We start from the raw sequence: 24,380 nt of genomic DNA on the forward strand, positions 1-24,380 counted from the left end.
ACTCATATGCAACTGACACTCTGGACATATGAAGGCCCGCCACACATAGGTGCTATGCGCATTGCCACCTCGATGACTGATTTGCACTATGTCTTGCACTCACCCCAGGGTGATACCTACGCTGATCTCTTGTTTACGATGATTGGACGCGCTAAAACCCGTCCTCCAGTCACCTATACGACATTTCAGGCAAGAGACTTGGGCGGGGATACAGCGCAGCTATTCCAAGATTCTGTTAATTCTGCTTATGAACGTTTCCAACCAAAGGCGATGATCGTTGGTGCTTCATGTACAGCAGAGTTAATTCAGGATGATCCAGGTGGTTTGGCAAGAGCACTCACTTTACCAATTCCGGTTATCGCACTCGAACTCCCTTCGTATCAGAAAAAAGAAAACTGGGGCGCTTCAGAAACTTTTTATCACATTACTCGTGGATTGGTGGCTTTCGATAAATCCATCAGTGCCCAGCAGTATCAAGAGATGCGTGCTGCTAACGCAAAACAAGATCAAAAGCCTAGTTGCAATATTCTCGGACCTACTGCATTAGGATTTAGAAATCGCGACGATATTCAAGAAATCAAGTCTGTATTGGAAGCGATGGGTATTGAGGTGAAAGTAGTTGCACCTCTGAATGCTTCGGTTGCAGACATTACCCAATTACCTGAGGCTGACTTTAATGTCATGCTATATCCAGAAATTGCTCAACTCACATGTACTTGGTTGCAGAAAACATTTGGACAGCCTTTCACAAAGACAATTCCAATTGGTACCAAAGCTACGAGAGCCTTTGTTCAAGAAGTCGCCGCATTAGCAAATATCAACCCAGAAGTATTTTTACAGTCCCAAGATGAGCGGGCCCATTGGTACGCAAAATCAGTTGACTCTACTTATCTCACCGATAAGCGTGTATTTATATTTGGCGATGCAAGTCATGTCATTGCCGCTGCAAAAGTCGCATCAGAAGAAATTGGATTTAAGGTAGTTGGCTTAGGAACTTATAGCCGTGAGTTTGCCCGCGAAGTTCGTGAAGCTGCAAAATTGTATGAAGTAGAGGCTTTAATTACCGATGACTATTTAGAAGTCGAGGAAAAAGTTGCTGAGCTCACCCCAGACTTAGTCTTGGGTACGCAGATGGAGCGCCATATTGCTAAAAGATTAGGTGTTCCTTGCGCCGTAATTTCTGCGCCAGTCCATGTTCAGGATTTTCCAGCACGTTACTCACCACAGATGGGCTTTGAGGGTGCCAATGTATTGTTTGACACCTGGATTCATCCACTCATGATGGGTCTTGAAGAGCATCTCATTATGATGTTCCGCGATGATTTTGAATTTAGTGCCAAGGCAGCACCTTCCCATCTAGGTCATTCAGCAGCTGTTAAAGAAAATCTGCACTCACCGGAACCACAATCAAAAGAAATTACTCCAGTAGTCAGTCACACTCAGGTTAACGCTGAAATATTTAGCGGTACAGAGCCAGGAAATTTATGGGATTCAGAGGCAGAAAAAGAATTGGGAAAAATTCCATTCTTTGTTAGAGGCAAAGCACGACGCAACACCGAGAAGTTTGCAGTTGAGCATGGCATTAGCCATATCACTATTGAAACGCTCTACGATGCAAAGGCTCACTATGGCAGATAAGAAAATCCCCATGAGAGTCTCCATTATTACGATGGACACGCACTTGAGTAGTGCGACAGAGCGGGCTCGTTATGCCCTGAAGAAAAAGTTACCAAGTCTTGAGTTAAGCATTCATGCGGCTTCTAGTTGGACTGTTGATGCTAAGGCGCTAGAAAACTGCATTACCGATATTGAGTCTGCAGACATTCTGATTGTGACAATGCTATTCATGGAAGATCACTACAAACCAGTGATTGAGGCCTTAAAAGCGCGCCGTGATCACTGTGATGCAATGATTTGCGCAATGTCAGCAGGTGAAGTAGTTTCCCTGACTCGTATGGGCGGGTTTGATATGGGTAAGCCAGCCACCGGCTTGATGGCTTTGTTAAAGCGTTTGCGTGGAAATAAAGAGAAAGCCCAAACTGGTGGTGCAGCGCAAATGCGAATGTTGCGTCGCCTGCCAAAAATTCTTCGATTTATTCCAGGTAACGCACAAGATGTCAGAGCCTATTTCTTAACTCTGCAATATTGGTTGGGCGGCTCCGAGGAGAACCTCTTCCACATGGTGACTAATCTAGTCAATCGCTATGCCGCTGGTGAGAGAGAAGTTTTAAAGACCAAAGAAAAGCTGGTTGAGCCAGTCATTTACCCTGATAACGGTATTTATCATCCGCGGCTCAAAGGCCGTATGAGTGAGTCTATTCATGATTTGCCTAAATTGGTTTCTGATAAGAAATCCAAAGGTCGCGTTGGATTGCTGCTGCTCAGATCCTATATTTTGGCTGGCAATACTTTGCACTATGACTCAGTCATCGCTGCAATCGAGGCGCAAGGACTGCAAGTGTTGCCTATATTTGCGGTAGGTTTGGATGCAAGACCTGCTATAGATCAATTCTTTTATCAGAATGGCGAAAAAATAGTTGATGCGGTTGTATCGCTCACTGGCTTCTCCTTGGTGGGCGGACCTGCTTATAACGATGCAAAAGCAGCTGAAGAGGTGCTTGCTTCTTTAGATGTACCTTATCTCGCAGCTCAGCCTTTAGAGTTTCAGACCCTCAATGAATGGGGTAGTTCTGATCGAGGACTGTTGCCAGTAGAAAACACGCTGATGATTGCCATACCAGAGCTCGATGGTGCGATTGTCCCAATGGTGTTTGGTGGTAGAGCCGGTGATTCAGATGTGCAGTGCAAAGGTTGTCATAAGGGCTGCGTATTTGAGGCCAGCATTAATCGTCATGACATGCATACATGCATTGAACGTACAGCAATGTTAGCTGCGCGCGTATCAAAACTGATTGCCTTACGCAAGGCTGAGCGTGCAGACCGCAAAGTAGCTCTAGTGATGTTTAACTTCCCCCCAAATGCGGGAAGAGTTGGTACTGCTGCCCACTTAAGTGTTTTTGAATCCGTATTTAACACGCTTAAAAGCCTGAAAGCAGAGGGTTACAGCGTCGATGTACCCGCATCTATCGATGAATTCCGGGACATGATTCTGATTGGTAATGCGAAAGAGCATGGCACAGATGCCAATGTGCATACTCTCATTAGTACTGCGGATCACATTCGTCGTGAACCTTGGTTAAAAGAGATTGAAGCGCAGTGGGGCTCAGCACCTGGAAATCTACTGAGTAATGGCTCATCACTATTTGTATTAGGTAAACAGTTTGGAAATGTATTTGTAGCGCTTCAGCCTGGGTTTGGTTACGAGGGCGATCCCATGCGCTTGTTGTATGAAAAAGGTTTTGCACCGACTCATGCTTTCTCAGCCTTTTATCGTTACATTCGCGAAGATTTTGCAGCATCAGCGGTATTGCATTTTGGTACCCATGGTGCCCTCGAATTTATGCCAGGCAAGCAATCTGGCATGTCAGGGGCATGCTGGCCAGATCGCTTGATTCATGATTTGCCGAACCTATACATATATGCCTCAAACAATCCATCGGAAGGTGCGATTGCCAAGCGTCGTGCTGGCGCAACCTTAATTAGCTATTTAACTCCACCTGTCTCGCAAGCAGGTCTGTATCAAGGTTTGTTGGAATTCAAGGAAGCGGTAGAGCACTGGCGTAAGTTAGTTCCAAATGAGACAGCCCAAGCTTGGAGCGACACTGAGAAAGAGTTACTTGATTCCATGCAAGCGCAAGCGGTTGAACTCGAATTCTCTGCTGCAGAGCCTGTTTGGAAGAATTTAAGTGCAAGCAAAGTCAATCAGACTGTAATGCATCTGAGTGAACAGATATTAGAGCTGGAATACACGCTAATTCCTTATGGCCTGCATGTGCTTGGTAGTCCGCTTAGCATGGAGCAGAGCTTAGATATGTTGGTGAGCTTTTTGTCTGTGCAAGAAGGCGAACTCAAAAATATTGATCGAGCTAGTATTGAAAAGCTCATTAATAGCGATAGTTTGGAACAGTTTGTAAAAGCCCAAAAAATGAATCTGACTCCTGCGCTACGTACTGAGTTAGAACAATTGCTTGCGGTATTCAGTGAGTTACAAGCTGATAGCGAAATGCAGGGTGTGATGAAGGCTTTAGAGGGGCGCTATATTCGTCCTGCACCAGGTGGTGATGTTCTTCGCAACCCACAGGTATTGCCAACTGGTCGCAATATTCATGGCTTCGATCCTTTCCGTATCCCAAGTAAATTTGCAATGAAGGATGGATTGATTCAGGCCAATATGCTGTTGGAGAGATATAAGCTGGATGGCAATCCTCTACCAGAATCCATCGCCATGGTCTTGTGGGGTACTGACAACTTAAAAACTGAAGGTGGACCGATTGCCCAGATTTTGGCGCTGATGGGTGCACTGCCGCGTTTTGATAGCTTCGGTAGATTAGCTGGCGCTCAACTAGTTTCTCTGGAAGAATTGGGCCGACCCAGAATTGATGTCATGGTGTCGATTTCAGGGATCTTCAGAGATTTGATGCCCTTGCAAATCCGCATTCTTGCAGAGGCAGCCTTCTTAGCAGCTAGTGCTGATGAGCCGCTTGATCAAAACTTTATTAAAAAGCATACCTTAGCCTATCAGGCACAAAATGGCTGCGATCTTGAGACTGCTGCTCTACGGGTCTTTGGTAATGCTGAGAGTGCATACGGTGCCAATGTCAACATGATGATTGATAACGGCTTATGGAAAGACGAAAACGAATTAGCGGAAACCTATACCCGTCGCAAAAGCTTTGCATACGGAAGAACCGGTGTCCCAATGCTACAAAGCGAGCTTCTGAACAATATCCTGGCTGATGTGGAGCTCACTTATCAAAACCTAGACTCCATTGAACTTGGCGTCACAACCATTGATACTTATTTTGATACTTTAGGTGGCGTTAGTAGGGCTGTGAGAAGAGCAAAGGGTGGAAAAGCTGCGCCTGTGTATATCGGTGATCAAACTCGCGGCACTGCAGTAGTCAGAACCCTGAATGAGCAGGTATCACTAGAGACCCGTTCACGCATGCTCAATCCAAAGTGGTACGAGGGAATGCTCAAGCATGGTTACGAGGGCGTTCGTCAGCTAGAGAGTCACTTAACTAATACTGTTGGCTGGTCTGCTACAACCGGCCAAGTAGAGCCCTGGGTTTATCAACATCTAACACAAACATTCATATTAGACCCAGAAATGCGGGAGCGATTGATGAAGCTCAATCCTGCTTCATCAGCAAAAGTTGCAAGTCGACTATTGGAAGCATCAGAAAGAAATTATTGGAAGCCAGAGCCATCAGTGTTAGAGACCTTGCGTCGCGTTGCTAATGACTTTGAAGATCGACTTGAAGGCGTTTATGAGGGAGTACCTATTTAATGAATACAGTTAGTGTGCCAGTTTCTTCAATTAACACTCGAAGCAAGCCAACCGATGGTGAGGGGAGCTTACAGGTTCACCTGGACCCCAATGAAAAAATTGGGAATGCCAAAGTATTCGCGATTTATGGCAAAGGAGGGATTGGTAAGAGTACAACCTCTTCTAACCTGTCTGCAGCATTTTCACTTCTGGGTAAGAGAGTTATTCAGATCGGTTGCGATCCAAAGCATGACTCCACTTTTACACTGACTAAAAAATTAGTCCCTACCGTAATTGATATTCTAGAGTCAGTAGATTTCCACTCGGAAGAGCTCAGAGTAGAAGACTTTGTCTACGAAGGCTTTAATGGCGTGATGTGCGTAGAGGCTGGCGGCCCACCAGCAGGAACCGGCTGCGGTGGTTACGTCGTTGGTCAAACCGTAAAGCTCTTGAAAGAGCACCACTTACTTGAAGATACCGACATTGTTATTTTTGACGTCTTAGGCGATGTGGTGTGCGGCGGCTTTGCAGCCCCATTGCAGCACGCTGACCGGGCCCTCATTGTTGCGGCAAATGATTTTGATTCTATTTTTGCCATGAACCGCATTGTCCAGGCTATTAGTGCCAAAGCAAAAAACTATAACGTGCGTTTAGGTGGCGTGATCGCTAATCGAAGCGCGGATACAGACCAGATTGATAAATTCAATACGCGGGTCGGGTTAAAAACAATGGCGCATTTTCCAGACCTCGATGCGATTCGTAAAAGCCGTCTCAAAAAATGTACTGTTTTTGAAATGGAATCGACCCCAGAGATTGAAAAGGTCAAAGACGAATACATGCGTTTAGCTGCCAGCCTACTTTTAGATGACGATCCTATCCTTACAGAGTCGCTCAAAGACCGTGAAATATTTGACTTGCTAGGATTTGATTAATTATGGACGCAATCTCTTATTTAAATAGACGGAGTAAGTTGCAGGACTATTTTGATCGGACTGCAAACGATGCTTGGGCAAAATTAACGTCTGATGTTCCAGTGAGTGGTATTAGGGCAACGGTCAGAGCAGGGCGTGACCAAATGCGCGCAAATCTGATTGCACGCTTGCCAGAGTCATTAGCTGGTAAGCGGATTCTGGATGCAGGCTGTGGCACTGGTGCATTGGCTCTCGAGTTAGCGAAAAAAGGAGCGAGCGTTGTTGCGATTGATTTATCACCTAATCTCATTGAGCTAGCTAAAGAGAGAATTTCTTCTGTTGATCGTCAAAATATTGACTTTAGATCTGGCGATATGCTCGATGAGGGCTTAGGAGAATTTGATTACGTTGTGGGCATGGATTCGATGATCCATTATTGCGCGGCTGATATGTTAGTGGTACTTGAGAAGTTGGCGCCCCGAGTGTCAAACAAAATTGTATTTACTTTCGCACCAAGTACCTTAGCGCTTGAAGTGATGATTCGTGTTGGTCGTCTATTTCCTAGAAAAGACCGGGCGCCTTTTATCGAGCCGATTAGTCATGTGAAGTTAAGTAAGTTAATTAATCAATCACCCTGGTTTGTGGATTGGAAGATTCCCTATACCCAATTAGTTTCCAGTGGTTTTTATAAGTCACAACTCATGGAGCTTGAAAAAGTATCATGATTAATCTGTCTAAGATGGCTAAGACATGGACGAGGATTGATCCTCGCTTTCTGCCTTTTGCTGATGTGGCCACCCCAGATTTACCTCTGAGCCGCCTCTTAAGACTATCTTTGTTTCAAGTTTCAGTAGGTATGGCTACGGCCTTATTGGTTGGCACCTTAAACCGAGTCATGATTGTTGAGCTTCACATGGATGCTTGGATGGTGGCTTTAATGGTTGCCCTCCCACTCATCTTTGCTCCATTTAGGGCCTTGATTGGCCATAAGTCAGATACCCATCGATCCATATTGGGCTGGAGAAGAGTTCCTTATATTTGGATCGGGACTTGGTTGCAATTTGGTGGCTTAGCCATCATGCCTTTTGCGCTCATCATCTTATCTGGAGATACGCATTGGCCGGCTTGGTTTAGTTACCTTGGCAGTGCGTTGGCTTTTTTACTGGTCGGCGCAGGAATGCAAACCACTCAAACTGCTGGCTTAGCTCTTGCCACAGACTTGGCAGATGCAAAAAATCGCCCCCGTGTTGTGGCGATGATGTACGTCATGCTGCTCGTTGGTATGGTCTTAAGTGGTGTCATGTTTAGTGTCTTCCTGGATCCATTTAGCCCCATTCAACTAATTAAGGTGATTCAGGGAGTTGCTCTTATTACTTTGCTTCTGAATCTGTTTGCTTTGTGGAAGCAAGAGGCAAGACAGCCTAAAAATACCTCGCCAACTATTGTTCAGCCCAAATTCTCACAAAGTTGGAGCGAGTTCATTAAGGCACCACAGGTTCGTCGCTTCCTCATCATGCTAGGTCTTGGAACCACTGCCTTTAGCATGCAAGACATTATCTTGGAGCCCTATGGTGGAGAAATACTCTTATTAGATGTATCCGCTACTAGCTTTTTGACTGCATTGATTGCCTGCGGTTCTTTACTCGCATTTACGCTATCAGCACGGTGGCTAAGCAAGGGCTATAACGCCTACAGAATTGCTGCATCTGGTCTCCTACTTGGGTTAATTGCATTCACCATGGTGATATTTTCAGAGCCCTTAGGTTCGGCAAACCTCTTTAGATTCGGTGCACTTCTGATCGGTTTTGGTGGAGGCTTGTTTGCAGTCAGTACGCTCACCATTGCCATGAGCATGGATCAGGAGAATAAAACTGGATTGGTAATTGGTGCATGGGGTGCAGTAACCGCAAGCTGTTCTGGAATTGGCATGTCACTGGGAGGAGTCATTCGTGATCTCGTTTCGGATTTGGCGATGGGCGGTGCAATTGGTTCTACCTTAATGAACCCTGCTACCGGGTATAGCTTTGTTTATCACATTGAAATTTATTTGTTGTTTATTACGTTGATAGCTTTAGGTCCACTAGTAGCCAAAAAGCGAAACCTGGATATTTCAAAAATGAGTCAGTTTGGCCTAGCGGATTTTCCAAGCTAGTTTATTAAAGAGGGAGAGAAAAAATGGGTACTGGTGCAATTACACAATATATAGATGTCGCTCAATTAGCGTTTTATCTATTTCTACTTTTTTTTGTTGGTCTAGTGATATACCTAACATTAGAAGGAAAGAGAGAGGGTTTCCCTCTTGAAACCGAACGCTTCGGTAAGGTTCGACGCGAAGATGGCATTTTAGGTATGCCAAAGACGAAGAAATATGTCACAGAATTCGGCAAAACCTATTACGCTCCTTTAGAAACCCCGCCGGACACAGAGCGTTTATCGGCAGAGCCAATTCATCCATGGAATGGCGCACCAATTGCCCCAATTGGCAATCCATTATTAGCAGGAGTAGGGCCAGGTTCTTATGCCAACCGTGCTGATCATGTTGATTACGATCTAGAGGGCCATGCGCGCATTCGTCCACTGAGGAAGTTGAATGATTTCGCAATTGCAAAGCAAGACATCAATCCGATCGGTTTAAGTGTTATCGGCGCTGATGGTCACAAAGCCGGCGTTGTGAAAGACGTCTGGGTTGATCATATGGAAATGTTGATCCGTTACTTGGAGATTGATGTCAAAGGGGCGGCAGTATTATTACCGGTCAATTTTTCACGTATTGGCAAGCAAGATGTGCAAGTGGCATCAATCCTTGCAGATCAGTTTGCGGCTGTGCCAAAAACAAAGAATCCAGAGGAAATCACCTTACTGGAAGAAGATAAGATCATGGCGTACTTTGGTGCAGGTACTTTATATGCGACACCTGAACGCCAGGAGCCAATATTATGAGCCTGAACATTCCTAGTAGTCCAGAGCATGAGTTTGAGCCAGAGCTGGGACTTCCTGAAAAGTTACCTGCGGGTGAGCGTATTTTGTGGCAGGGCTCGCCTGATGTAAAAGCGATGCTTCTGCGAGTGTTTCATTTCAAAGGGCTATTGATTTATTTTGGCCTGATCTTGCTCTATCAGATTGTTACAGGTGTTACTGATGGTGAAGTCTTTAGTGCGATATTTTTCTCCTCCCTAAGGATTGCAATTTTTTCAGCTATTGGCTTGTCTCTAGTTGCCTTACTTGCTTACCTCATGGCATCTACTGCGGTCTACACAATTACCAATAAGCGTGTAGTGATGCGGATTGGGATTGTGTTGAATATGACTTTCAATTTCCCACTTAAGATGATTGAGTCGGCTGATTGCTGTGTCACTAAGCAGGGTACGGGAGATATTTCTCTGAAGCTCAGTAAAGAAACAAAAATTGCGATATTTCACTTATGGCCGCATTCAAGACCATCTCATTGGGCCAGTCCGCAGCCTACCCTAAGGTGCATTAACAACTGTTCCGAAGTGGCCAAAATTTTGGTTGATGCTTGGTCTATTCAGAACAATGTCATTGCTCGCTCCGTTCAAGCTGCTCAACACAATCCATCGATGATGAATACCCCTTACTCAGGGGTAGAAGCAGCATGATTTTGCGTATGAATCCTATCCGCATCCAAAACTACATCGCACTTTTTGTGGTGACAGTTTTGGTGGGGATAATTTTGCTAGTTGCCAATGCCGTTCAGTCTGGCAAATCAGAAACACAGGCGGATGCCAGTGTGATTGCGAAAAAAACACTTTATTTTAGGGATCTCCCTGATGGATCGGTAGGGGTTATATCGGCTTCTAGTGGGAAAATGATTGCTCAAGTAGAAGGTCAGGCTGGTTTTGTAAGGGGAATTTTGCGAGCTTTGGCTCGTGAACGTCGTATTCAGCAAATTACCAGTGATGATGCATTTGAGTTAATGAGTCGGTCTGATGGCAGGTTGACTTTAGTAGATCTAGCAACGGGCAATCGCATTGATTTGGAATCATTTGGTCGAGATAACGCGGCGCAGTTTGCTGCATTTTTAAATAGCGCGGGGCAATAATGTCTAAACAGCTGGTCAAATGTTCTGTGGATATGTCCAATACTTCAGAGTACTTATATGCCCACGTGGATCTTGACGGCGTTCAAGTCGGTCCAGGGGATGAGGTGCTAGTGCATGACCCGATTACAGAAATTTCATTTGGTGAGGTTTTGAGTTACCAAAGAACAGCGACAGTTTCTAAAGCTGGCTGGTTATCGCGTTTATGGGTATATCTCACTGCAAGACTCGAAATTACCTTGTTATACGAAGTGAGCTTTTCTACTACCCGATTCAGTCAAGCAAAAAAATATCCAAGAGTGCACTCAGTAGCGCACGCCCAACCCCTTATTGTGACTAAAGGTATCAAAGTATGAGCGCTAATGCCCCCACCATGGATACAGTTCGCCCCATTAATGAATCAACTGATCGCGCTCTAGAAAGTACGATCTTAAGTCCTCGGTTTTACACTACTGATTTTGATGAGATGGATCGTTTTGATATCAGCTCAGTAAAGCCTGAGTGGGATAAGCTCATGCAAGAATTTGAGTCAGATATCAATCAGGCTCACTTTCAGCGTCCCGAAGATATGTCTAAGGACTACTCCCACTTACCGGAGGGCCTGTACCAAGAATTTTTAGATTTCTTGATCAGTTCCATTACTTCAGAGTTCTCAGGTTGTGTGCTGTATTCAGAGATTAAAAAGTCAATTAAGAATCCTGACTTGAAAGACTTGTTCTCCTATATGGCTCGTGATGAGAGTCGGCACGCAGGCTTTATTAATCAATGGCTCAAAGATTTTGGGATTGGCGTTGATCTAGGATTTTTAGCCAGAACTAAAAAATATACTTTCTTTAAGCCAAAGTTTATTTTTTATGCAACTTACTTATCTGAAAAAATTGGCTACGCACGCTACATCACGATTTATCGCATCATTCAAAACAAACCCGAATTACGCTTTCATCCGATTTTTCTCTGGTTTGAGAAATGGTGTAATGATGAATTCCGTCATGGCGAAGCCTTTGCTTTATTAATGCGCTCTACGCCGAAGTTACTCAATGGCGGCAATCGACTGTGGATTCGTTTCTTCTTATTGGCGGTGTATGCAACGATGTATGTGCGCGACCACTCTAGACCTGAGTTTCATAAAGCGCTTGGAGTATCACCAACAGACTATGACCGTAAGGTGCTGGAAATTACTTCTGACATTACTAGGCAGGTTTTTCCTTTTACTATCAACTTAGATGACCCAAGAATTTGGGAGTGTTTTGAAAAGCTGAGAAAAGTTTCAGATGAGGTCGATCATTTGAAGCAGGTGGGTGGTGTTTTCTCAGCCATCAAACGAGGCATCCTAGTAGTTGTAGCTACCGCTACTTTCTTACGTCTTTACATGCTGCCTGTGGTTCCGAACGAACTACCAAGCGATATTCGCATGGCACCTGTTTGGTAATTTACTATGTATTTCTGGATAAGCCCGCTGATATTCACCATCTTTATATGGTGGTTTAGCACAGGGCTTATTTTGAAGGTGCATAGCCTTCCAAAACGATTCTTCAAGTCTATATTTGCGGCTTCAATTGCAGTGTTATTGCTTGCCTTTTGGGGCCTATCCATTTCTAGTCAGCAGGCGACAATTGCTGGAGCTTATTGTTCATTTACCTGTGCAATCATTATTTGGGGTTGGCAGGAGCTGGCCTTTCTTTTGGGCTATATCACTGGATCACGGCGCTCAGAATGTCCTAACGGATTGAGCCCCATGACAAGAGCGTGGTACGCATTTCAGACAATCAATTACCACGAGTTGGCATTGCTCAGCTTGGGAGTGATTCTATTTTTTATTAGTCTAGATTCAGTCAATCAAACTGGATTTTGGACCTTTGTGATTCTATGGGGTATGCGCCAAAGCACCAAGATCAATATCTTCTTGGGCGTCCTCAATTTCAATGAATCTTTCTTGCCCCAGCACTTACAGTACTTGGTTACTTATTTCAGACGCAGGGCAATGAATTACCTGATGCCATTATCTATCTTAGTTTCGGTGCTGATGTTGATCCCGATCTGGTCAAGTGTGGGAGTCGATTCTTCGCCCTTCGATAGAGCTTCATATGCTTTGCTGGGAACCTTGTTGGCTCTTGGTTTATTGGAGCACCTCTTTTTAATTCTGCCGTTTCCAAGTGAATTACTTTGGAAGTGGGGCTACAAAAAAAATCATTAATCTGATTCGAATATGCTTGCTAATAAAACGATTTTCTTAGCTCAACCCCGCGGTTTTTGTGCTGGAGTTGAAAGGGCTATTTTGATAGTGGAGGAGGCCTTAAGAATCTATGGTGCGCCGATTTATGTGCGACACGAAATCATTCATAACGCCTATGTTGTTAAAGATTTTGAATCTCGTGGCGTAATCTTCATCAATGAATTGGATCATGTGCCGCAGGGCGCCATTCTAATTTTCAGTGCGCATGGTGTCTCGCAAGCAGTCAGAATTGAAGCGAACAACCGTCAATTCAAGGTATTTGATGCAACCTGTCCTTTGGTGGCTAAGGTACATACTGAAGTGGTGCGCTTAAAAGAGCGTGGATATCAAATTATCATGATTGGACATCGTGGTCATCCAGAAGTTGAGGGTACGATGGGGCAGGTGGATTCTTCGATCTATTTGATTGAGGACGTGCAAGATGTTGCCAAACTTCACTTTGAAGAAAACGCACTCATAGCTTATGTCACTCAAACGACCTTATCGGTCGATGAAACATTGGAGATCACCAAAGCATTGGTGGAAAGATTCCCAAACATTCACGCCCCCAAACGCCAGGACATTTGTTACGCCACGCAGAATCGTCAGGATGCAGTCAAAGCAATGGTTCCTCAGGTCGATTTAGTGGTGGTAGTCGGTAGTCCAAATAGCTCTAACTCAAAGCGCCTTCAAGAGTTGGCCCAAAGCATGCATGTGCCTGCCTATTTAGTGGATGATCCGTCTCAACTTCAGGGGGAGTGGTTTGATGGGGTTCAAAATATTGGGGTAACTGCAGGGGCTTCCGCTCCAGAGGCATTGACAGCCCAAATCGTGGAGGCTATTAGTATATTTTCTAGTGGAACTATTTCACCACTCCAGGGAATTGAAGAAACAGTGAATTTTTCCCTCCCAAAAGAGCTTCTCAGGGCAGCCTAAACCCCCTCTTTTTTCGTTTAAGTGCTGATCTATAAGGGTTTTCACTTGTAAAAACAGGCAATAAAAGTGTCAAATTTAATTGACACTTTCAAATGTCAATGACAAAATCATTTACATGAATCTGCCTGATCCGAAAGCAATTTTGACGCTTTTAAAGCCTATTACTTGGTTCCCGCCAATGTGGGCATTTGCCTGTGGATCGATTACTGGTAGCGAGGCAATCGCTGACAATCTACCCATTTTTCTCCTTGGATTAGCTCTCACTGGACCACTAGTTTGTGCTTCAAGTCAGGCGGTCAATGATTGGTTTGATCGACACGTCGATGCGATCAATGAACCTTTGCGTCCAATACCCTCCGGTCGCATACCTGGTCGTTGGGGTCTATACATCGCGATTGTATGGTCTTTGATTTCTATCTGGGTGGGAAGCTATCTGGGTCCGATTGGATTCGCGGCAACCTTATTAGCCTTGGTGCTTGCTTGGCTCTACAGCATGCCGCCAATCCGCTTTAAAAATAATGGCTGGTTTGGAAATCTTGCGTGCGGAATTAGCTACGAAGGTTTGGCGTGGGTTACTGGCGCCACCTTAATCTCAGGCGGCGTAATGCCAAGCAAACCATCACTAATACTTGCCGGCCTTTACAGCGCAAGTGCTCATGGCATCATGACCTTGAACGACTTCAAAGCGATTGAAGGTGATCGGCAAATGGGAGTGCGCTCCTTACCCGTTCAGCTCGGAGCTAAAAGAGCAGCGCAAGTTGCAGCAGCATTCATGTTGATTCCACAGCTAGTGGTGCTATGCCTGCTTCTATCTTGGGGCAAGGAAATGTACGCCTTAGTCATTAGCCTTCTAATCGTAGCCCAAGTGATTTTATTAAAAGATTTTTTAAGGCGACCTATAGAAAAAGCACTTTTCTATAGCAGCTTTGGAGTGCCTGTCTTGGTTGCTGGAATGATGGTTTCTGCTTTTGCAGTGACGGGGATGAATAACTCATGAGTATCGCAATCAGTCAACCGCTATTAAATCTCTCGACATTCGGATGGTTGAGTATCGTTCGCATCGGACTTGTACAAGCTTGTATTGGCGCTATTGTGGTGATGACCACATCCACCTTAAATCGAATCATGGTGGTTGAGCTAGCCTTGCCAGCAAGTCTCCCAGGTTTTTTAGTAGCGATTCATTATTTTGTGCAAGTTATTCGCCCAAGAATGGGCTTTGAGTCTGATAGCGGGGCTAAGAAAACGCCTTGGATATTGGGCGGAATCACTTTATTAGCCATTGGTGGTTTTGGTGCTGCTATCGCGACAACATTAATGGGGGTACATCTTCTCTTAGGCATTGCCTCAGCCATTGTTGCTTTCTTCTTAATTGGTATAGGCGTGAGTATGAGCGGCACATCCTTGCTAGCCCTACTAGCGAAAGGTGTGAGCGATGAGCGCAGGGCGGCTGCCGCTACGACTGTGTGGCTCATGATGATTTTTGGCTTTGCAATGACAAGTGGGATTGCTGGAAAGTTTTTAGATCCATATGAACCAGAAAAAGTGATCTTGATATCCGGAATCATCTCTTTGTCTGCTATGGCGCTTTCTTTTGCAGCCCTGTTCAAACTAGAAGGTCATGATCTGCAAAATAGTAAAGCTCATGCAGATAAAAAAGTCCCCTTTAAAAAAGCCCTGAGCGATATCTTGGCTGATCCAGATACTAAGCGATTTACGATCTTTATCTTTTTATCGATGCTGGCATTTAGTGCTCAAGATTTAATTTTGGAACCATTTGCGGGAATGATTTTTAACTATACCTTGGGTGAGACAACCAGCCTATCGGGTATCCAGCATGCTGGTGTATTGACCGGAATGTTATTGGTGGCTGTATGTGGATCGAGTAGATTGCGTCAATATTTTGGCTCACTACGATCGTGGATGATTTATGGCTGCCTTGCATCTGCATTAGCCATGTTCGGATTGGTTTTGGCTGGTTTACTAGAAGGTGACTGGCCATTGAAGCCCAATGTATTTTTGCTGGGCTTAGCCAATGGCGCTTTTTCAATAGCGGCGATTGCCTCCATGATGAGATTAGCAGTGGTTGGCGGAGCGGGTAAAGAGGGAGTGCGCATTGGGCTTTGGGGCGGTGCGCAAGCCATTGCCTTTGGCATGGGTGGACTGATTGGGGCTGGGGCTAGTGATTTAGCCAGATCCATTTTTGCTAATCCTGCCTTTGCATACTCCAGCGTCTTTTTTATCGAAGCATTGTTGTTTGTTGTTTCAGCATATATGGCCTCTCTAGTTGAGAGAAAAAATAGCACTATGAGTCAAGCGAGGTAAAGCGAATGGGAACAGAATTTATTTATGATGCGGTGGTGATTGGTGGCGGTCCAGCAGGCGCTACTGCAGCCCAAACACTGGCTAAAAAAGGCAAGCAAGTGTTATTGCTGGATAAGCGAGGTAGGGTGAAGCCCTGTGGTGGTGCAATACCTCCGCGCTTGATTAAAGACTTTGAGATTCCGGATGAGCTATTGGTAGCCAAGGCAAAATCAGCGCGCATGGTTTCTCCTGTCGGCAAAGCGGTTGATATTCCAATTGAGAATGGTTTTGTTGGCATGGTCGATCGAGCTCAATTCGATGAATGGTTACGCATGCGTGCTGTTGAAGCGGGAGCGACTCGAGAGGACGGGCTTTTTGAAGCTCTGACACGTGAAGGTTCGCTCGCCAGAATTCACTATCGCACTAGAGGTGCGCGTGATGGCGATACTGGTGCCATGAAAAGCGTTCTCACCAAAGCAGTCATTGGTGCTGATGGCGCTAAGTCTCAAGTGGGCAGAAGCGCTGGTGTTCAGGGTTGTGCAGAGGCGAATTATGTCTTCGCGTATCACGAAATCATTAAAACTCCGCCAAACACGCCCCATCATTTCGATTCCACTCGCTGTGATGTTGTGTATCAAAAGCCAATCTCCCCCGATTTTTATGGCTGGGTATTTCCTCACGGCGATACGATCAGTATTGGTACTGGCAGTGCTGACAAAGGCTTCTCCTTAAGGAATGCTGTTGCTAAGCTGCGCGCAGATGTGGGTCTCGAGGGTGCAGAATTGGTCAGGCATGAAGGTGCACCGTTACCAATGAAGCCTCTAAAAAAATGGGACGATGGACAACAAGTTGTGCTGGCTGGTGATGCTGCTGGTGTTGTCGCGCCGGCCTCTGGCGAGGGAATTTATTACGCCATGCTAGGTGGTCAATTAGCTGGTGAGGCTGTATATGAATTTGTAGAGAGTAATGATCCTGCAAAGTTACAGTTAGCCAGAAAGCGCTTTATGAAAGAGCATCGCATGACTTTCTGGGTTTTAGGAATCATGCAGTATTTCTGGTACTCAACTGATAAGCGACGCGAGAGTTTTGTCAAGATGTGCGAAGACAAGGATGTTCAGAAGCTGACATTCGAGTCTTATATGAATAAAAAACTGGTGCGCAAAAAGCCTTTGGCTCATGTCAAGATCTTCTTCAAAGATATGGGGCATTTATTAGGGCTAGCTAAGGCATGATGCTTTTCTTTAAACACAAGTACCTATTAATGATCGCTGCATGGATGATCATTACTTCTGTCGCAGGTGGCTTAGCGACAGAAATCGGTCCTTGGTATTTTTCATTGAAGCAGCCGGAATGGAAACCGCCAGATTGGGCCTTTGGTTTGATCTGGACGATTATTTTCATACTATCGGCAGCGGCCTGGATGATTGCTTTTAACAATCGCCCTACAAGGTCACAAAGAATTTCTTTGGTTGGCCTATTTGTACTTAATAGCGCCTTAAATATTCTTTGGAGCATCTTTTATTTTCGCATGCACCACCCCGATTGGTCTCTGATTGAAGCGGGTTTTTTATGGTTATCAGTCTTAGCAATTATGGTGGTCATGTGGCCTATCCATAAATTGGCTGCCTTTTTAATGTTGCCCTATTTGATCTGGGTCACGATCGCGATGTGTTTGAACTGGGAGACCCTGGTTCTCAATCCGGGGGCTTATTAAACAATGGCCAGCATGAAACTACTCAACCTTGGTGTAAATCATCACACTGCTCCAATAGATATTCGGGAAAGTGTTGCTGTAGCTCCTGAAATTTTGCAAGACTCGTTAATTGATCTGCGAAAGTACTTGCAAGGTAAAAATTCAAGTGCTAGCCCTGAGGTAGCAATTCTGTCGACTTGTAATCGAATGGAAATTTACTGCGCTGCAAATGATGTGGAGTATGCAGATAACGATTTTGAAAAAAGAGCCTTTGATTGGTTGGCGGCGCAAAATAATGTTCAGGGTAATGAGCTACGCCCCTATATTTATTCTGCGACATCTGCAGATGCTGTAAAGCATGCTTTCAGGGTAGGCAGTGGCCTAGATTCGATGGTGCTCGGAGAGACCCAGATTCTGGGGCAAATGAAGAAGGCGATTGACTATGCCAATCAAGTAGGAACTGTTGGCGCTTATCTAAAGCCATTATTTGATAAGACTTTTTCTGTAGCCAAAGTGGTTCGAGGTAGCACTCAAATTGGCGCTCATTCAGTATCGATGGCGGGCGCCTCAATCAAACTGGTTCAGCGTATTTTTGGCGACATCAATGGATGTAATGTGCTGTTTATTGGGGCAGGTGAAATGATCGGCCTTTGTGCAAGTCATTTTGCTGGTAAGAAGCCTAAGAAGATTACAATTTCTAATCGTACGGTAGATAGGGGCAGTGAGTTAATTAAGGCCTTTGCTGATCAAAATTTAGTAACCGAAGTATTTCCCTTGCATGAGTTAGCTCAGCATCTGCATGAATATGATGTAGTTGTGTCTTGCACTGCGAGTTCATTGCCAATTATTGGTCTAGGGATGGTCAAAACTGCATTGAAAGCAAGACAGTATCGGCCCATGGTCTTGATTGACTTAGCTGTGCCAAGAGACTTTGAGTCTGAGATTAAGAGTGTGAAGGATGCCTACTTATACTCAATCGATGACCTTGGTGAGATTGTAAGTGCGGGCAAAGCAAATCGAACAGAGTCTGTTCATGAGGCAGAGAAAATCATTGAAAAGGGAGTGATTGAGTTTTATCAAGCCCTGGAAAAAAGAACGGTAGTGCCCATCATCAAATCGATTCAGGATCAAGGTGAGCGGTATCAAAAAATTGAGCTGGAAAAAGCAGGCAGAAGAATTGCTAAAGGAGAGGATCCGATGATTGTTCTTTCTCAAATGGCTAGTGCGCTAGCTAATAAATTTATGCACGCTCCAATTTGCGCGCTCCAGAATTCTAGCCATGAAAATTTGGAAGATTTTAAAAAGATTATTTCGACAATCTATACGACAAAGTAAATTGCCATGTTAAAGATCACCAATCTTCTCGAGACCATCACTAGCCCTGCTGATTTGAGGGATTATGAATCCAATCAACTCCCTCAAATCGCTCAAGAATTACGCAGCTTTATTCTCAACTCAGTCTCCAGTACTGGTGGACATTTATCTTCTAATCTAGGTACTGTAGAACTGGCTATTGCCCTACATTACGTATTTGATACCCCACATGACCGAATGATCTGGGATGTAGGCCATCAAAGTTATGCCCATAAGGTACTGACAGGGCGGCGTGAGGGAATGTCCACACTTCGTCAATACGGTGGTATCTCAGGATTTCCAAAGCGAAGTGAAAGTGAATACGACGCTTTTGGTACTGCTCATTCTTCAACGAGTATCTCGGCTGCTTTGGGGATGGCCGTAGCAGCCAAGACCAAAAATGAAAAGCGCAGCGTAGTAGCCATTATTGGTGATGGCGCTATGAGTGCTGGTATGGCATTCGAAGCCATGAACAATGCTGGCGTGAATAAAAAAGTTCCTTTGATAGTGATACTGAATGACAACGAGATGTCGATTTCACCGGCAGTTGGTGCGTTGAATCGATATTTAGTGAAACTCATCTCGGGCTCGATGTATGCGGCCACTAAAAGAGGTATCGACAAGGTTTTATCGGTTGCTCCGCCAATACGCGAGTTCGCAAAAAGGCTTGAGGGTCATGCAAAAGGAATGGTTGGCCCAGCTACGATTTTTGAAGAGTTTGGATTTGATTACTACGGGCCGATTGATGGGCATGACTTAGATGTATTAATTCCTACCCTAGAAAACATCAAACATCTCGCACAAACTGAGGGGCCTCAGTTTCTTCACATCATTACCAAGAAAGGCAAGGGCTACGATCGGGCAGAAGCAGACCCTATTCTTTATCATGGGCCAAGCAAATTTGATGCGAGCATCGGAATTCAAGCCGGTAAAGCCAGTAAGAAAACCTTTACCCAGGTATTCGGTGAATGGTTGTGCGATATGGGGGCTGCGGATGAGCGACTCATTGCGATTACACCAGCCATGCGTGAGGGCTCTGGACTAAACGAGTTTGAAGCTCGCTTCCCGGATCGTTACTATGACGTTGGAATTGCTGAGCAACATGCCGTTACCTTTGCTGCTGGTATTGCCTGCGAAGGCTTAAAGCCAGTAGTTGCGATTTACTCTACTTTCTTACAGCGTGGCTACGATCAGCTGATTCACGATGTTACCTTACAGAATCTCCCGATTGTTTTCGCGATTGATCGTGCCGGTATTGTTGGTGCGGATGGTGCAACGCATGCTGGTGCCTTTGACATTGCCTTCTTACGTTGCCTGCCTAACTTGATTTTGATGACGCCCTCGAATGAGCAAGAATGCCGTGCTATGTTGAGCACTGCTTTCAGACATGATGGCCCGGCAGCTGTCCGCTACCCGCGCGGTTCTGGTATTGGAGCTCCAGCTGAGCCTTCGCTAGATACCCTAGCGATGGGTAAGGGTCTCATAGTGCGCACTTTAAATAATGAAGTGCCACCAACGAAAAAAATTGCTTTTATCTGCTTTGGACCTATTTTATATAGCGCCTTAGCCGTAGCGGAAGAGATCAACGCTACAGTAGTAGATATGCGTTTTGTTAAGCCGCTCGATGAGGAATTGCTCCTGACTATTGCCCGCTCTCATGATGGCCTGGTATTGATTGAAGATAGCGCAATTCAGGGCGGCGCTGGCAGCGCCTGCCTTGAGGTGCTATCGAATAAAAACATTCAAATAGAAACCCTCCAAATTGGGTTGCCGGATGAGTATGTAGAGCATGGCGATGTCAATTTACTCTTAGATCACTATGGACTTTCTGCTCAGAAGATACAGCAGAGTGTTATTGCCCGATTTGGATAAAGCATTGGTTGGGCAGGATTTAATTCAAGAGATTCCCTATCGGGACTTATGTACTGATTGTGGAGTGTCACGCACATCAGCCCCCAAGCGCTGCGCAACTGCTTGCCAATTTATTCAACCCGATTATCCAAAATACGAACTATCAGTCCATGGTAGAGAGCGTAAGCTAGAAAATTCTGATGAAGTATTTTTTGGGGCCTACCTCCACATGTTTAGGGCCCGATTAATTAATCCTTTACCTGGTGCGCAATGGACTGGAATTATTAGTAGGCTATGTGAGGTTCTGCTGGAGAAGGGGGAGATAGACGCTGTTATTACCATGCGTTCTGATCCCGAAGATCGCTGGAAACCGAGTCCAGTCATCGTTACTGAAGCAGAGGATATGGCCGAGTGTCGGGGCATGAAGATGGGTTATGCACCCATCATTCAGTACCTTGAACAAGCTAAAGATTTGGGATATAAAAAAGTAGCGATGGTGGGCATACCTTGCCAAGTCTATGCTGCTAGAGCTTTAGAAAAAGAGCTTGGATTTGAGAAATTACTCATTATTGGATCACCTTGTTCTGATAACACAACAACAGAAAACTTCCATCAGTTTTTAGGCTTGTTGAGTCCCAATCCTGAAGATATTACGTATCTAGAATTTAGAGCTGACTACCATGTTGAATTGAGATTTAAAAATGGTGAAGTGCAAGAAATTCCTTTTTTAAAGTTGCCCCTCAGCACCTTACCCGCAGATTTTTTCCCAACGACTTGTAAAACCTGCGTTGATTATGTCAACTCCCTATCGGACATCACAGTGGGGTATATGGCAGGCACAGGGGAGCAATGGATTATTGTTCGAAACCCAAAAGGTCAAGGGCTTGTGAATCTACTTTCTAGCGAGCTATCACTTGAGCCGGTCAGTTCCGCTGGCAATCGTTTAGGCCCTGTTAAGGGTTTCATGAAGAATGTGGAGCTCGCCGCAGGTGGCTTGCCATTGCAGCGGATGCCAAACTTTATGCGCAGTATTTTTGCTTGGGTAATGCCTAGATTTGGACCTCGCGGGCTGGAGTTTGCTAAAGCGAGGGTAGAGATGAAAGCAATTGAATCGGTGATTCATTTACGCAGCATTGCACCGCACAAAATTAAAAATATGGTGCCGAAATCTACCTGGGTTTTGCTTGAAAAATATGAGATACGCCCTTCTAGTGATGAAATAAAGGGGTCTAGGGAAAGTACTTAAGACAATTCATTTGAGTATCTTCAAAAATGAGCCTATAAAGTAAACATTCCCATTTATAGGCTCTTAGACAGCTACAGCGATCTCAAGTTTTGGTTTGAGACTGTGACCTGATCAAGTGATGTTCATGAATTTATCTAGGCTAGTGAGCATCGCTAAATCTAAAAAGAGATCTAGCCACGACGACTCCAAACTTAACCAGAATTCCCAATCAAATCAGTCCAATAGCATTTGGGAGGACTGCTTGGTTTCAAATGCGCCCTCTAAGGCTAGATTTGAGAAAAACAATACTGCGCATCCATTAGAAAAAGCCTGTACGGAAGAGGAATATCTTGAGTCGCTAGTCAAGACGATTGAAAATAATATTTTGCCCTTGATCGTTGAGAAGCACCTCGAAACATCGATTTCCTTAGCTTTAAAGGCTCCTTCGGTTGATCTCATTCCGCAACAATCGATTGCTGAGTTAACGCAATTGGTATTGCAAGAGGATGCGAAAACCTCTGTGAAGTACGTCAAGGACATTCATGCTTCTGGCGTGAGTCTCGAAAATATTTATCTGCTCTTATTGACTCCTGTCGCTAGAAGACTTGGTGAAATGTGGGAGGGTGATGAGTCTAGCTTTACGGATGTCACGATTGCACTGTGGCGTATTAAGCAGCTCATGTATGACTTAAGTCCCATCTTTCAGCAATATGCAGAGCAAAATAAAACCGGATCGAGCATTATGCTCGTTCCTCTGCCAGGTTCGCAACACAACTTAGGTCTATTTATGGTCTCTGAGTTCTTCGCTAAAGCCGGTTGGAGAATATGGGGTGAATTGGCTGCCACACAAGAAGACATTGTTTCGATGGCGCAGACAGAGTGGTTTGACGTCATCGGCCTATCCGCAAGCCTTCGAGAGCAGTTCCCGCAATTAAAAGACTTGATTCAAGAGATTAAGCTGAAATCAAAAAATCCACGTGTTGGCTTGATTGTTGGCAGCCCTGTTTTTAATCAATATCCTGAGTTAGTAGATGAATTAGGTGCTGATATGGTTGGATTTGATGCAGCAGATGCCTTGGAGAAGGCAACTTACTATGTTGAGCGATTGCGCTAACTGTAATTTAGTGTAGATAAATTTTTCCGATATCGATGACTCAGGTGCACATAGTATGAAAATTTACGAATGGATTACAGCAGCCGAAAAAGGAATTTTGATTCTCATTGCATTCTTTACTATTTTTAGTGTTGGCATAGAGATGTATAACGTTCTTCTCAATGGAAAAATCACCTTAACTGATCTGTTGCTCATGTTCATTTATGCCGAGGTGCTGGGCATGGTGGCAGCCTTCTATAAATACAACAAGATTCCAATTACTATTCCCATCTTTATTGCCATCACAGCGCTGTGTAGGCTTATTATTTTGCAGGGTAAGGGAATTAGTACGATTGACTTGATATATGAGAGTGGGGCGGTATTGTTGTTAGCTCTCTCAGCGATCATCATCAAAAAAGCTATGAGCACTTCGGATTCAGAGGCTTAAAACCCCTTAATTGATGATGACTAGAAGCCTAGATCAGCTCCGCTCAGGCCTCAAAACTCTTTAACAAAAATGAAGCGCCACTATCTTGTCCCAGCGCCTTCACAAGAATAGGCAGGCTTTCAAAAAGCTGCTTTTCAAGAGTCCATGGTGGATTGATGATGAACATCCCGCTAGCCTGAAGTCGGCGCTCTTTTGGGGCATTCTCAACCCGTAACTCAGCTTGTAACCAGGAGCGTTTGTGGGCTGCCACAATTTTTTTCATATGATCCGGCAGAGCAGCGGATTCTCTTCTGGAGAGGCAGGGATACCAGACTGCGTAGCAGCCGGTAGCGAAACGATGTAAAGCCTCTTCGATGGCAGTATCGAGATAGCGATAGTCCTGCTTATCCTCATAAGAGGGGTCAATCAATACGAGGCCGCGCCTACTAGGTGGCGGCATTAAGCCTTTCAGTCTTGCAAAGCTATCTTCTGCATAAATATCGACTTGCTTAGACTGCTTGAGTTGGCTGATATTGTGGCGCAAGATATCAATCTCTTTAGGGTGCAACTCAAAGAGCTTCAGGCGATCTTGGGATCTCAGTAGATGTGCCAAGATAAATGGAGAGCCAGGATAGACGGCTATCTCATGATCGGTATTCTCGGAACGCACGTGTTCGAGATAATTAGCTATTCCAGGACTAACTGAATTACTCTCTGCAAATTTAGCTAAGCGATAAATGCCTTGATCAGCTTCTTTGCTGACGGTTGCAAAGCCATCAATCAGGCTATAGATGCCAGCACCAGCATGCGTATCGACAATAGTCAAAGCGCCAGGCTTTTCTTGTAAATATTCAACTAAATGAATCATCACCAGATGCTTCAGAATATCGGCATGACTACCCGCATGAAAAGCATGGCGATAACTAAACATC

General features: G+C 44.8%; 22 protein-coding genes. 21 read left to right on the forward strand and 1 reads right to left on the reverse strand.

The window, feature by feature from the left end; all coding sequences use genetic code 11:
* Nucleotides 1–6 precede the first annotated feature (6 nt).
* From bchB to ICN22_RS05245, 21 genes are all read left to right on the forward strand, one after another.
* A complete protein-coding gene (bchB, locus tag ICN22_RS05145) occupies nucleotides 7–1,638 on the forward strand; it encodes a ferredoxin:protochlorophyllide reductase (ATP-dependent) subunit B (RefSeq protein ID WP_216169185.1) in 1,632 nt (543 codons plus the stop codon).
* Between the two features lie 10 nt (nucleotides 1,639–1,648).
* Entirely contained in the window at nucleotides 1,649–5,410 is a 3,762-nt protein-coding gene (locus tag ICN22_RS05150; RefSeq protein ID WP_255533845.1) for a magnesium chelatase subunit H, read from the forward strand.
* Nucleotides 5,410–6,321, forward strand: a complete 912-nt coding sequence (bchL, locus tag ICN22_RS05155; protein ID WP_046330404.1) for a ferredoxin:protochlorophyllide reductase (ATP-dependent) iron-sulfur ATP-binding protein — start codon at nucleotides 5,410–5,412, stop codon at nucleotides 6,319–6,321. Before ICN22_RS05150 ends, bchL begins: the two co-directional genes overlap by 1 nt.
* Nucleotides 6,322–6,323: 2 nt before the next feature.
* Nucleotides 6,324–7,025, forward strand: coding sequence for a magnesium protoporphyrin IX methyltransferase (bchM, locus tag ICN22_RS05160; protein ID WP_216169187.1), 702 nt, complete (start codon nucleotides 6,324–6,326; stop codon nucleotides 7,023–7,025).
* Entirely contained in the window at nucleotides 7,022–8,452 is a 1,431-nt protein-coding gene (locus ICN22_RS05165; protein ID WP_216169188.1) for a BCD family MFS transporter, read from the forward strand. Before bchM ends, ICN22_RS05165 begins: the two co-directional genes overlap by 4 nt.
* A gap of 23 nt (nucleotides 8,453–8,475) precedes the next feature.
* The gene (gene puhA / locus ICN22_RS05170; protein ID WP_216169189.1) at nucleotides 8,476–9,240 is read left to right on the forward strand and encodes a photosynthetic reaction center subunit H; all 765 of its coding nucleotides are present in this window, start codon (nucleotides 8,476–8,478) and stop codon (nucleotides 9,238–9,240) included.
* A complete protein-coding gene (puhB, locus tag ICN22_RS05175; RefSeq protein WP_216169190.1) occupies nucleotides 9,237–9,917 on the forward strand; it encodes a photosynthetic complex putative assembly protein PuhB in 681 nt (226 codons plus the stop codon). The genes puhA and puhB overlap by 4 nt, the downstream gene beginning before the upstream one ends.
* Nucleotides 9,914–10,360 carry a photosynthetic complex assembly protein PuhC gene (gene puhC, locus ICN22_RS05180; RefSeq protein WP_216169191.1) on the forward strand — a complete coding sequence of 149 codons (447 nt, stop codon included), beginning with the start codon at nucleotides 9,914–9,916 and terminating at the stop codon, nucleotides 10,358–10,360. Before puhB ends, puhC begins: the two co-directional genes overlap by 4 nt.
* Nucleotides 10,360–10,713, forward strand: a complete 354-nt coding sequence (locus ICN22_RS05185) for an O2-dependent cyclase accessory protein (protein WP_216169192.1) — start codon at nucleotides 10,360–10,362, stop codon at nucleotides 10,711–10,713. Before puhC ends, ICN22_RS05185 begins: the two co-directional genes overlap by 1 nt.
* Complete coding sequence (gene acsF / locus ICN22_RS05190) at nucleotides 10,710–11,786, forward strand: magnesium-protoporphyrin IX monomethyl ester (oxidative) cyclase (RefSeq protein WP_216169193.1); 1,077 nt, start codon at nucleotides 10,710–10,712, stop codon at nucleotides 11,784–11,786. The genes ICN22_RS05185 and acsF overlap by 4 nt, the downstream gene beginning before the upstream one ends.
* Before the next feature lie 6 nt (nucleotides 11,787–11,792).
* On the forward strand, nucleotides 11,793–12,551 hold the full coding sequence (gene puhE / locus ICN22_RS05195) for a putative photosynthetic complex assembly protein PuhE (protein WP_216169194.1): 759 nt from the start codon (nucleotides 11,793–11,795) through the stop codon (nucleotides 12,549–12,551).
* A gap of 12 nt (nucleotides 12,552–12,563) precedes the next feature.
* Nucleotides 12,564–13,505, forward strand: a complete 942-nt coding sequence (ispH, locus tag ICN22_RS05200) for a 4-hydroxy-3-methylbut-2-enyl diphosphate reductase (RefSeq protein WP_216169195.1) — start codon at nucleotides 12,564–12,566, stop codon at nucleotides 13,503–13,505.
* Nucleotides 13,506–13,620: 115 nt separating this feature from the next.
* Nucleotides 13,621–14,502: a chlorophyll synthase ChlG gene (gene chlG / locus ICN22_RS05205; protein ID WP_216169196.1), complete on the forward strand. Its 882-nt coding sequence runs from the start codon at nucleotides 13,621–13,623 to the stop codon at nucleotides 14,500–14,502.
* Nucleotides 14,499–15,827 (forward strand): BCD family MFS transporter, encoded by a 1,329-nt coding sequence (locus tag ICN22_RS05210; protein ID WP_216863482.1) that lies wholly within the window; start codon nucleotides 14,499–14,501, stop codon nucleotides 15,825–15,827. Before chlG ends, ICN22_RS05210 begins: the two co-directional genes overlap by 4 nt.
* A 5-nt stretch (nucleotides 15,828–15,832) precedes the next feature.
* Complete coding sequence (locus ICN22_RS05215; protein WP_216169197.1) at nucleotides 15,833–17,038, forward strand: geranylgeranyl diphosphate reductase; 1,206 nt, start codon at nucleotides 15,833–15,835, stop codon at nucleotides 17,036–17,038.
* A gap of 29 nt (nucleotides 17,039–17,067) precedes the next feature.
* Entirely contained in the window at nucleotides 17,068–17,520 is a 453-nt protein-coding gene (locus tag ICN22_RS05220; RefSeq protein ID WP_216169198.1) for a TspO/MBR family protein, read from the forward strand.
* Nucleotides 17,521–17,532: 12 nt separating this feature from the next.
* Nucleotides 17,533–18,834 carry a glutamyl-tRNA reductase gene (gene hemA / locus ICN22_RS05225; RefSeq protein WP_216169199.1) on the forward strand — a complete coding sequence of 434 codons (1,302 nt, stop codon included), beginning with the start codon at nucleotides 17,533–17,535 and terminating at the stop codon, nucleotides 18,832–18,834.
* A 6-nt stretch (nucleotides 18,835–18,840) separates the two neighbouring features.
* Complete coding sequence (gene dxs / locus ICN22_RS05230) at nucleotides 18,841–20,724, forward strand: 1-deoxy-D-xylulose-5-phosphate synthase (protein ID WP_216169200.1); 1,884 nt, start codon at nucleotides 18,841–18,843, stop codon at nucleotides 20,722–20,724.
* On the forward strand, nucleotides 20,672–21,949 hold the full coding sequence (locus ICN22_RS05235) for a Coenzyme F420 hydrogenase/dehydrogenase, beta subunit C-terminal domain (protein WP_216169201.1): 1,278 nt from the start codon (nucleotides 20,672–20,674) through the stop codon (nucleotides 21,947–21,949). The genes dxs and ICN22_RS05235 overlap by 53 nt, the downstream gene beginning before the upstream one ends.
* 241 nt (nucleotides 21,950–22,190) lie before the next feature.
* A complete protein-coding gene (locus ICN22_RS05240; protein ID WP_216169202.1) occupies nucleotides 22,191–23,042 on the forward strand; it encodes a cobalamin B12-binding domain-containing protein in 852 nt (283 codons plus the stop codon).
* 55 nt (nucleotides 23,043–23,097) lie between these two features.
* Entirely contained in the window at nucleotides 23,098–23,469 is a 372-nt protein-coding gene (locus ICN22_RS05245; RefSeq protein ID WP_046330394.1) for a phosphate-starvation-inducible protein PsiE, read from the forward strand.
* A gap of 43 nt (nucleotides 23,470–23,512) precedes the next feature.
* Here the strand turns inward: ICN22_RS05245 and ICN22_RS05250 are convergent, their stop codons facing one another.
* A complete protein-coding gene (locus ICN22_RS05250; protein WP_216169203.1) occupies nucleotides 23,513–24,379 on the reverse strand; it encodes a 23S rRNA (adenine(2030)-N(6))-methyltransferase RlmJ in 867 nt (288 codons plus the stop codon).
* Nucleotide 24,380: the final 1 nt, after the last annotated feature.

It is taken from the genome of Polynucleobacter bastaniensis, from assembly GCF_018882205.1.
GTDB lineage: Bacteria > Pseudomonadota > Gammaproteobacteria > Burkholderiales > Burkholderiaceae > Polynucleobacter > Polynucleobacter bastaniensis.

Coding starts and splice junctions, on each gene's coding strand:
- bchB (WP_216169185.1), top strand. CDS start 7: ATGCAACTGACACTCTGGACATATGAAGGCCCGCCACACATAGGTGCT.
- ICN22_RS05150 (WP_255533845.1), top strand. CDS start 1,649: ATGAGAGTCTCCATTATTACGATGGACACGCACTTGAGTAGTGCGACA.
- bchL (WP_046330404.1), top strand. CDS start 5,410: ATGAATACAGTTAGTGTGCCAGTTTCTTCAATTAACACTCGAAGCAAG.
- bchM (WP_216169187.1), top strand. CDS start 6,324: ATGGACGCAATCTCTTATTTAAATAGACGGAGTAAGTTGCAGGACTAT.
- ICN22_RS05165 (WP_216169188.1), top strand. CDS start 7,022: ATGATTAATCTGTCTAAGATGGCTAAGACATGGACGAGGATTGATCCT.
- puhA (WP_216169189.1), top strand. CDS start 8,476: ATGGGTACTGGTGCAATTACACAATATATAGATGTCGCTCAATTAGCG.
- puhB (WP_216169190.1), top strand. CDS start 9,237: ATGAGCCTGAACATTCCTAGTAGTCCAGAGCATGAGTTTGAGCCAGAG.
- puhC (WP_216169191.1), top strand. CDS start 9,914: ATGATTTTGCGTATGAATCCTATCCGCATCCAAAACTACATCGCACTT.
- ICN22_RS05185 (WP_216169192.1), top strand. CDS start 10,360: ATGTCTAAACAGCTGGTCAAATGTTCTGTGGATATGTCCAATACTTCA.
- acsF (WP_216169193.1), top strand. CDS start 10,710: ATGAGCGCTAATGCCCCCACCATGGATACAGTTCGCCCCATTAATGAA.
- puhE (WP_216169194.1), top strand. CDS start 11,793: ATGTATTTCTGGATAAGCCCGCTGATATTCACCATCTTTATATGGTGG.
- ispH (WP_216169195.1), top strand. CDS start 12,564: ATGCTTGCTAATAAAACGATTTTCTTAGCTCAACCCCGCGGTTTTTGT.
- chlG (WP_216169196.1), top strand. CDS start 13,621: ATGAATCTGCCTGATCCGAAAGCAATTTTGACGCTTTTAAAGCCTATT.
- ICN22_RS05210 (WP_216863482.1), top strand. CDS start 14,499: ATGAGTATCGCAATCAGTCAACCGCTATTAAATCTCTCGACATTCGGA.
- ICN22_RS05215 (WP_216169197.1), top strand. CDS start 15,833: ATGGGAACAGAATTTATTTATGATGCGGTGGTGATTGGTGGCGGTCCA.
- ICN22_RS05220 (WP_216169198.1), top strand. CDS start 17,068: ATGATCGCTGCATGGATGATCATTACTTCTGTCGCAGGTGGCTTAGCG.
- hemA (WP_216169199.1), top strand. CDS start 17,533: ATGAAACTACTCAACCTTGGTGTAAATCATCACACTGCTCCAATAGAT.
- dxs (WP_216169200.1), top strand. CDS start 18,841: ATGTTAAAGATCACCAATCTTCTCGAGACCATCACTAGCCCTGCTGAT.
- ICN22_RS05235 (WP_216169201.1), top strand. CDS start 20,672: ATGGACTTTCTGCTCAGAAGATACAGCAGAGTGTTATTGCCCGATTTG.
- ICN22_RS05245 (WP_046330394.1), top strand. CDS start 23,098: ATGAAAATTTACGAATGGATTACAGCAGCCGAAAAAGGAATTTTGATT.
- ICN22_RS05250 (WP_216169203.1), bottom strand. CDS start 24,379: ATGTTTAGTTATCGCCATGCTTTTCATGCGGGTAGTCATGCCGATATT.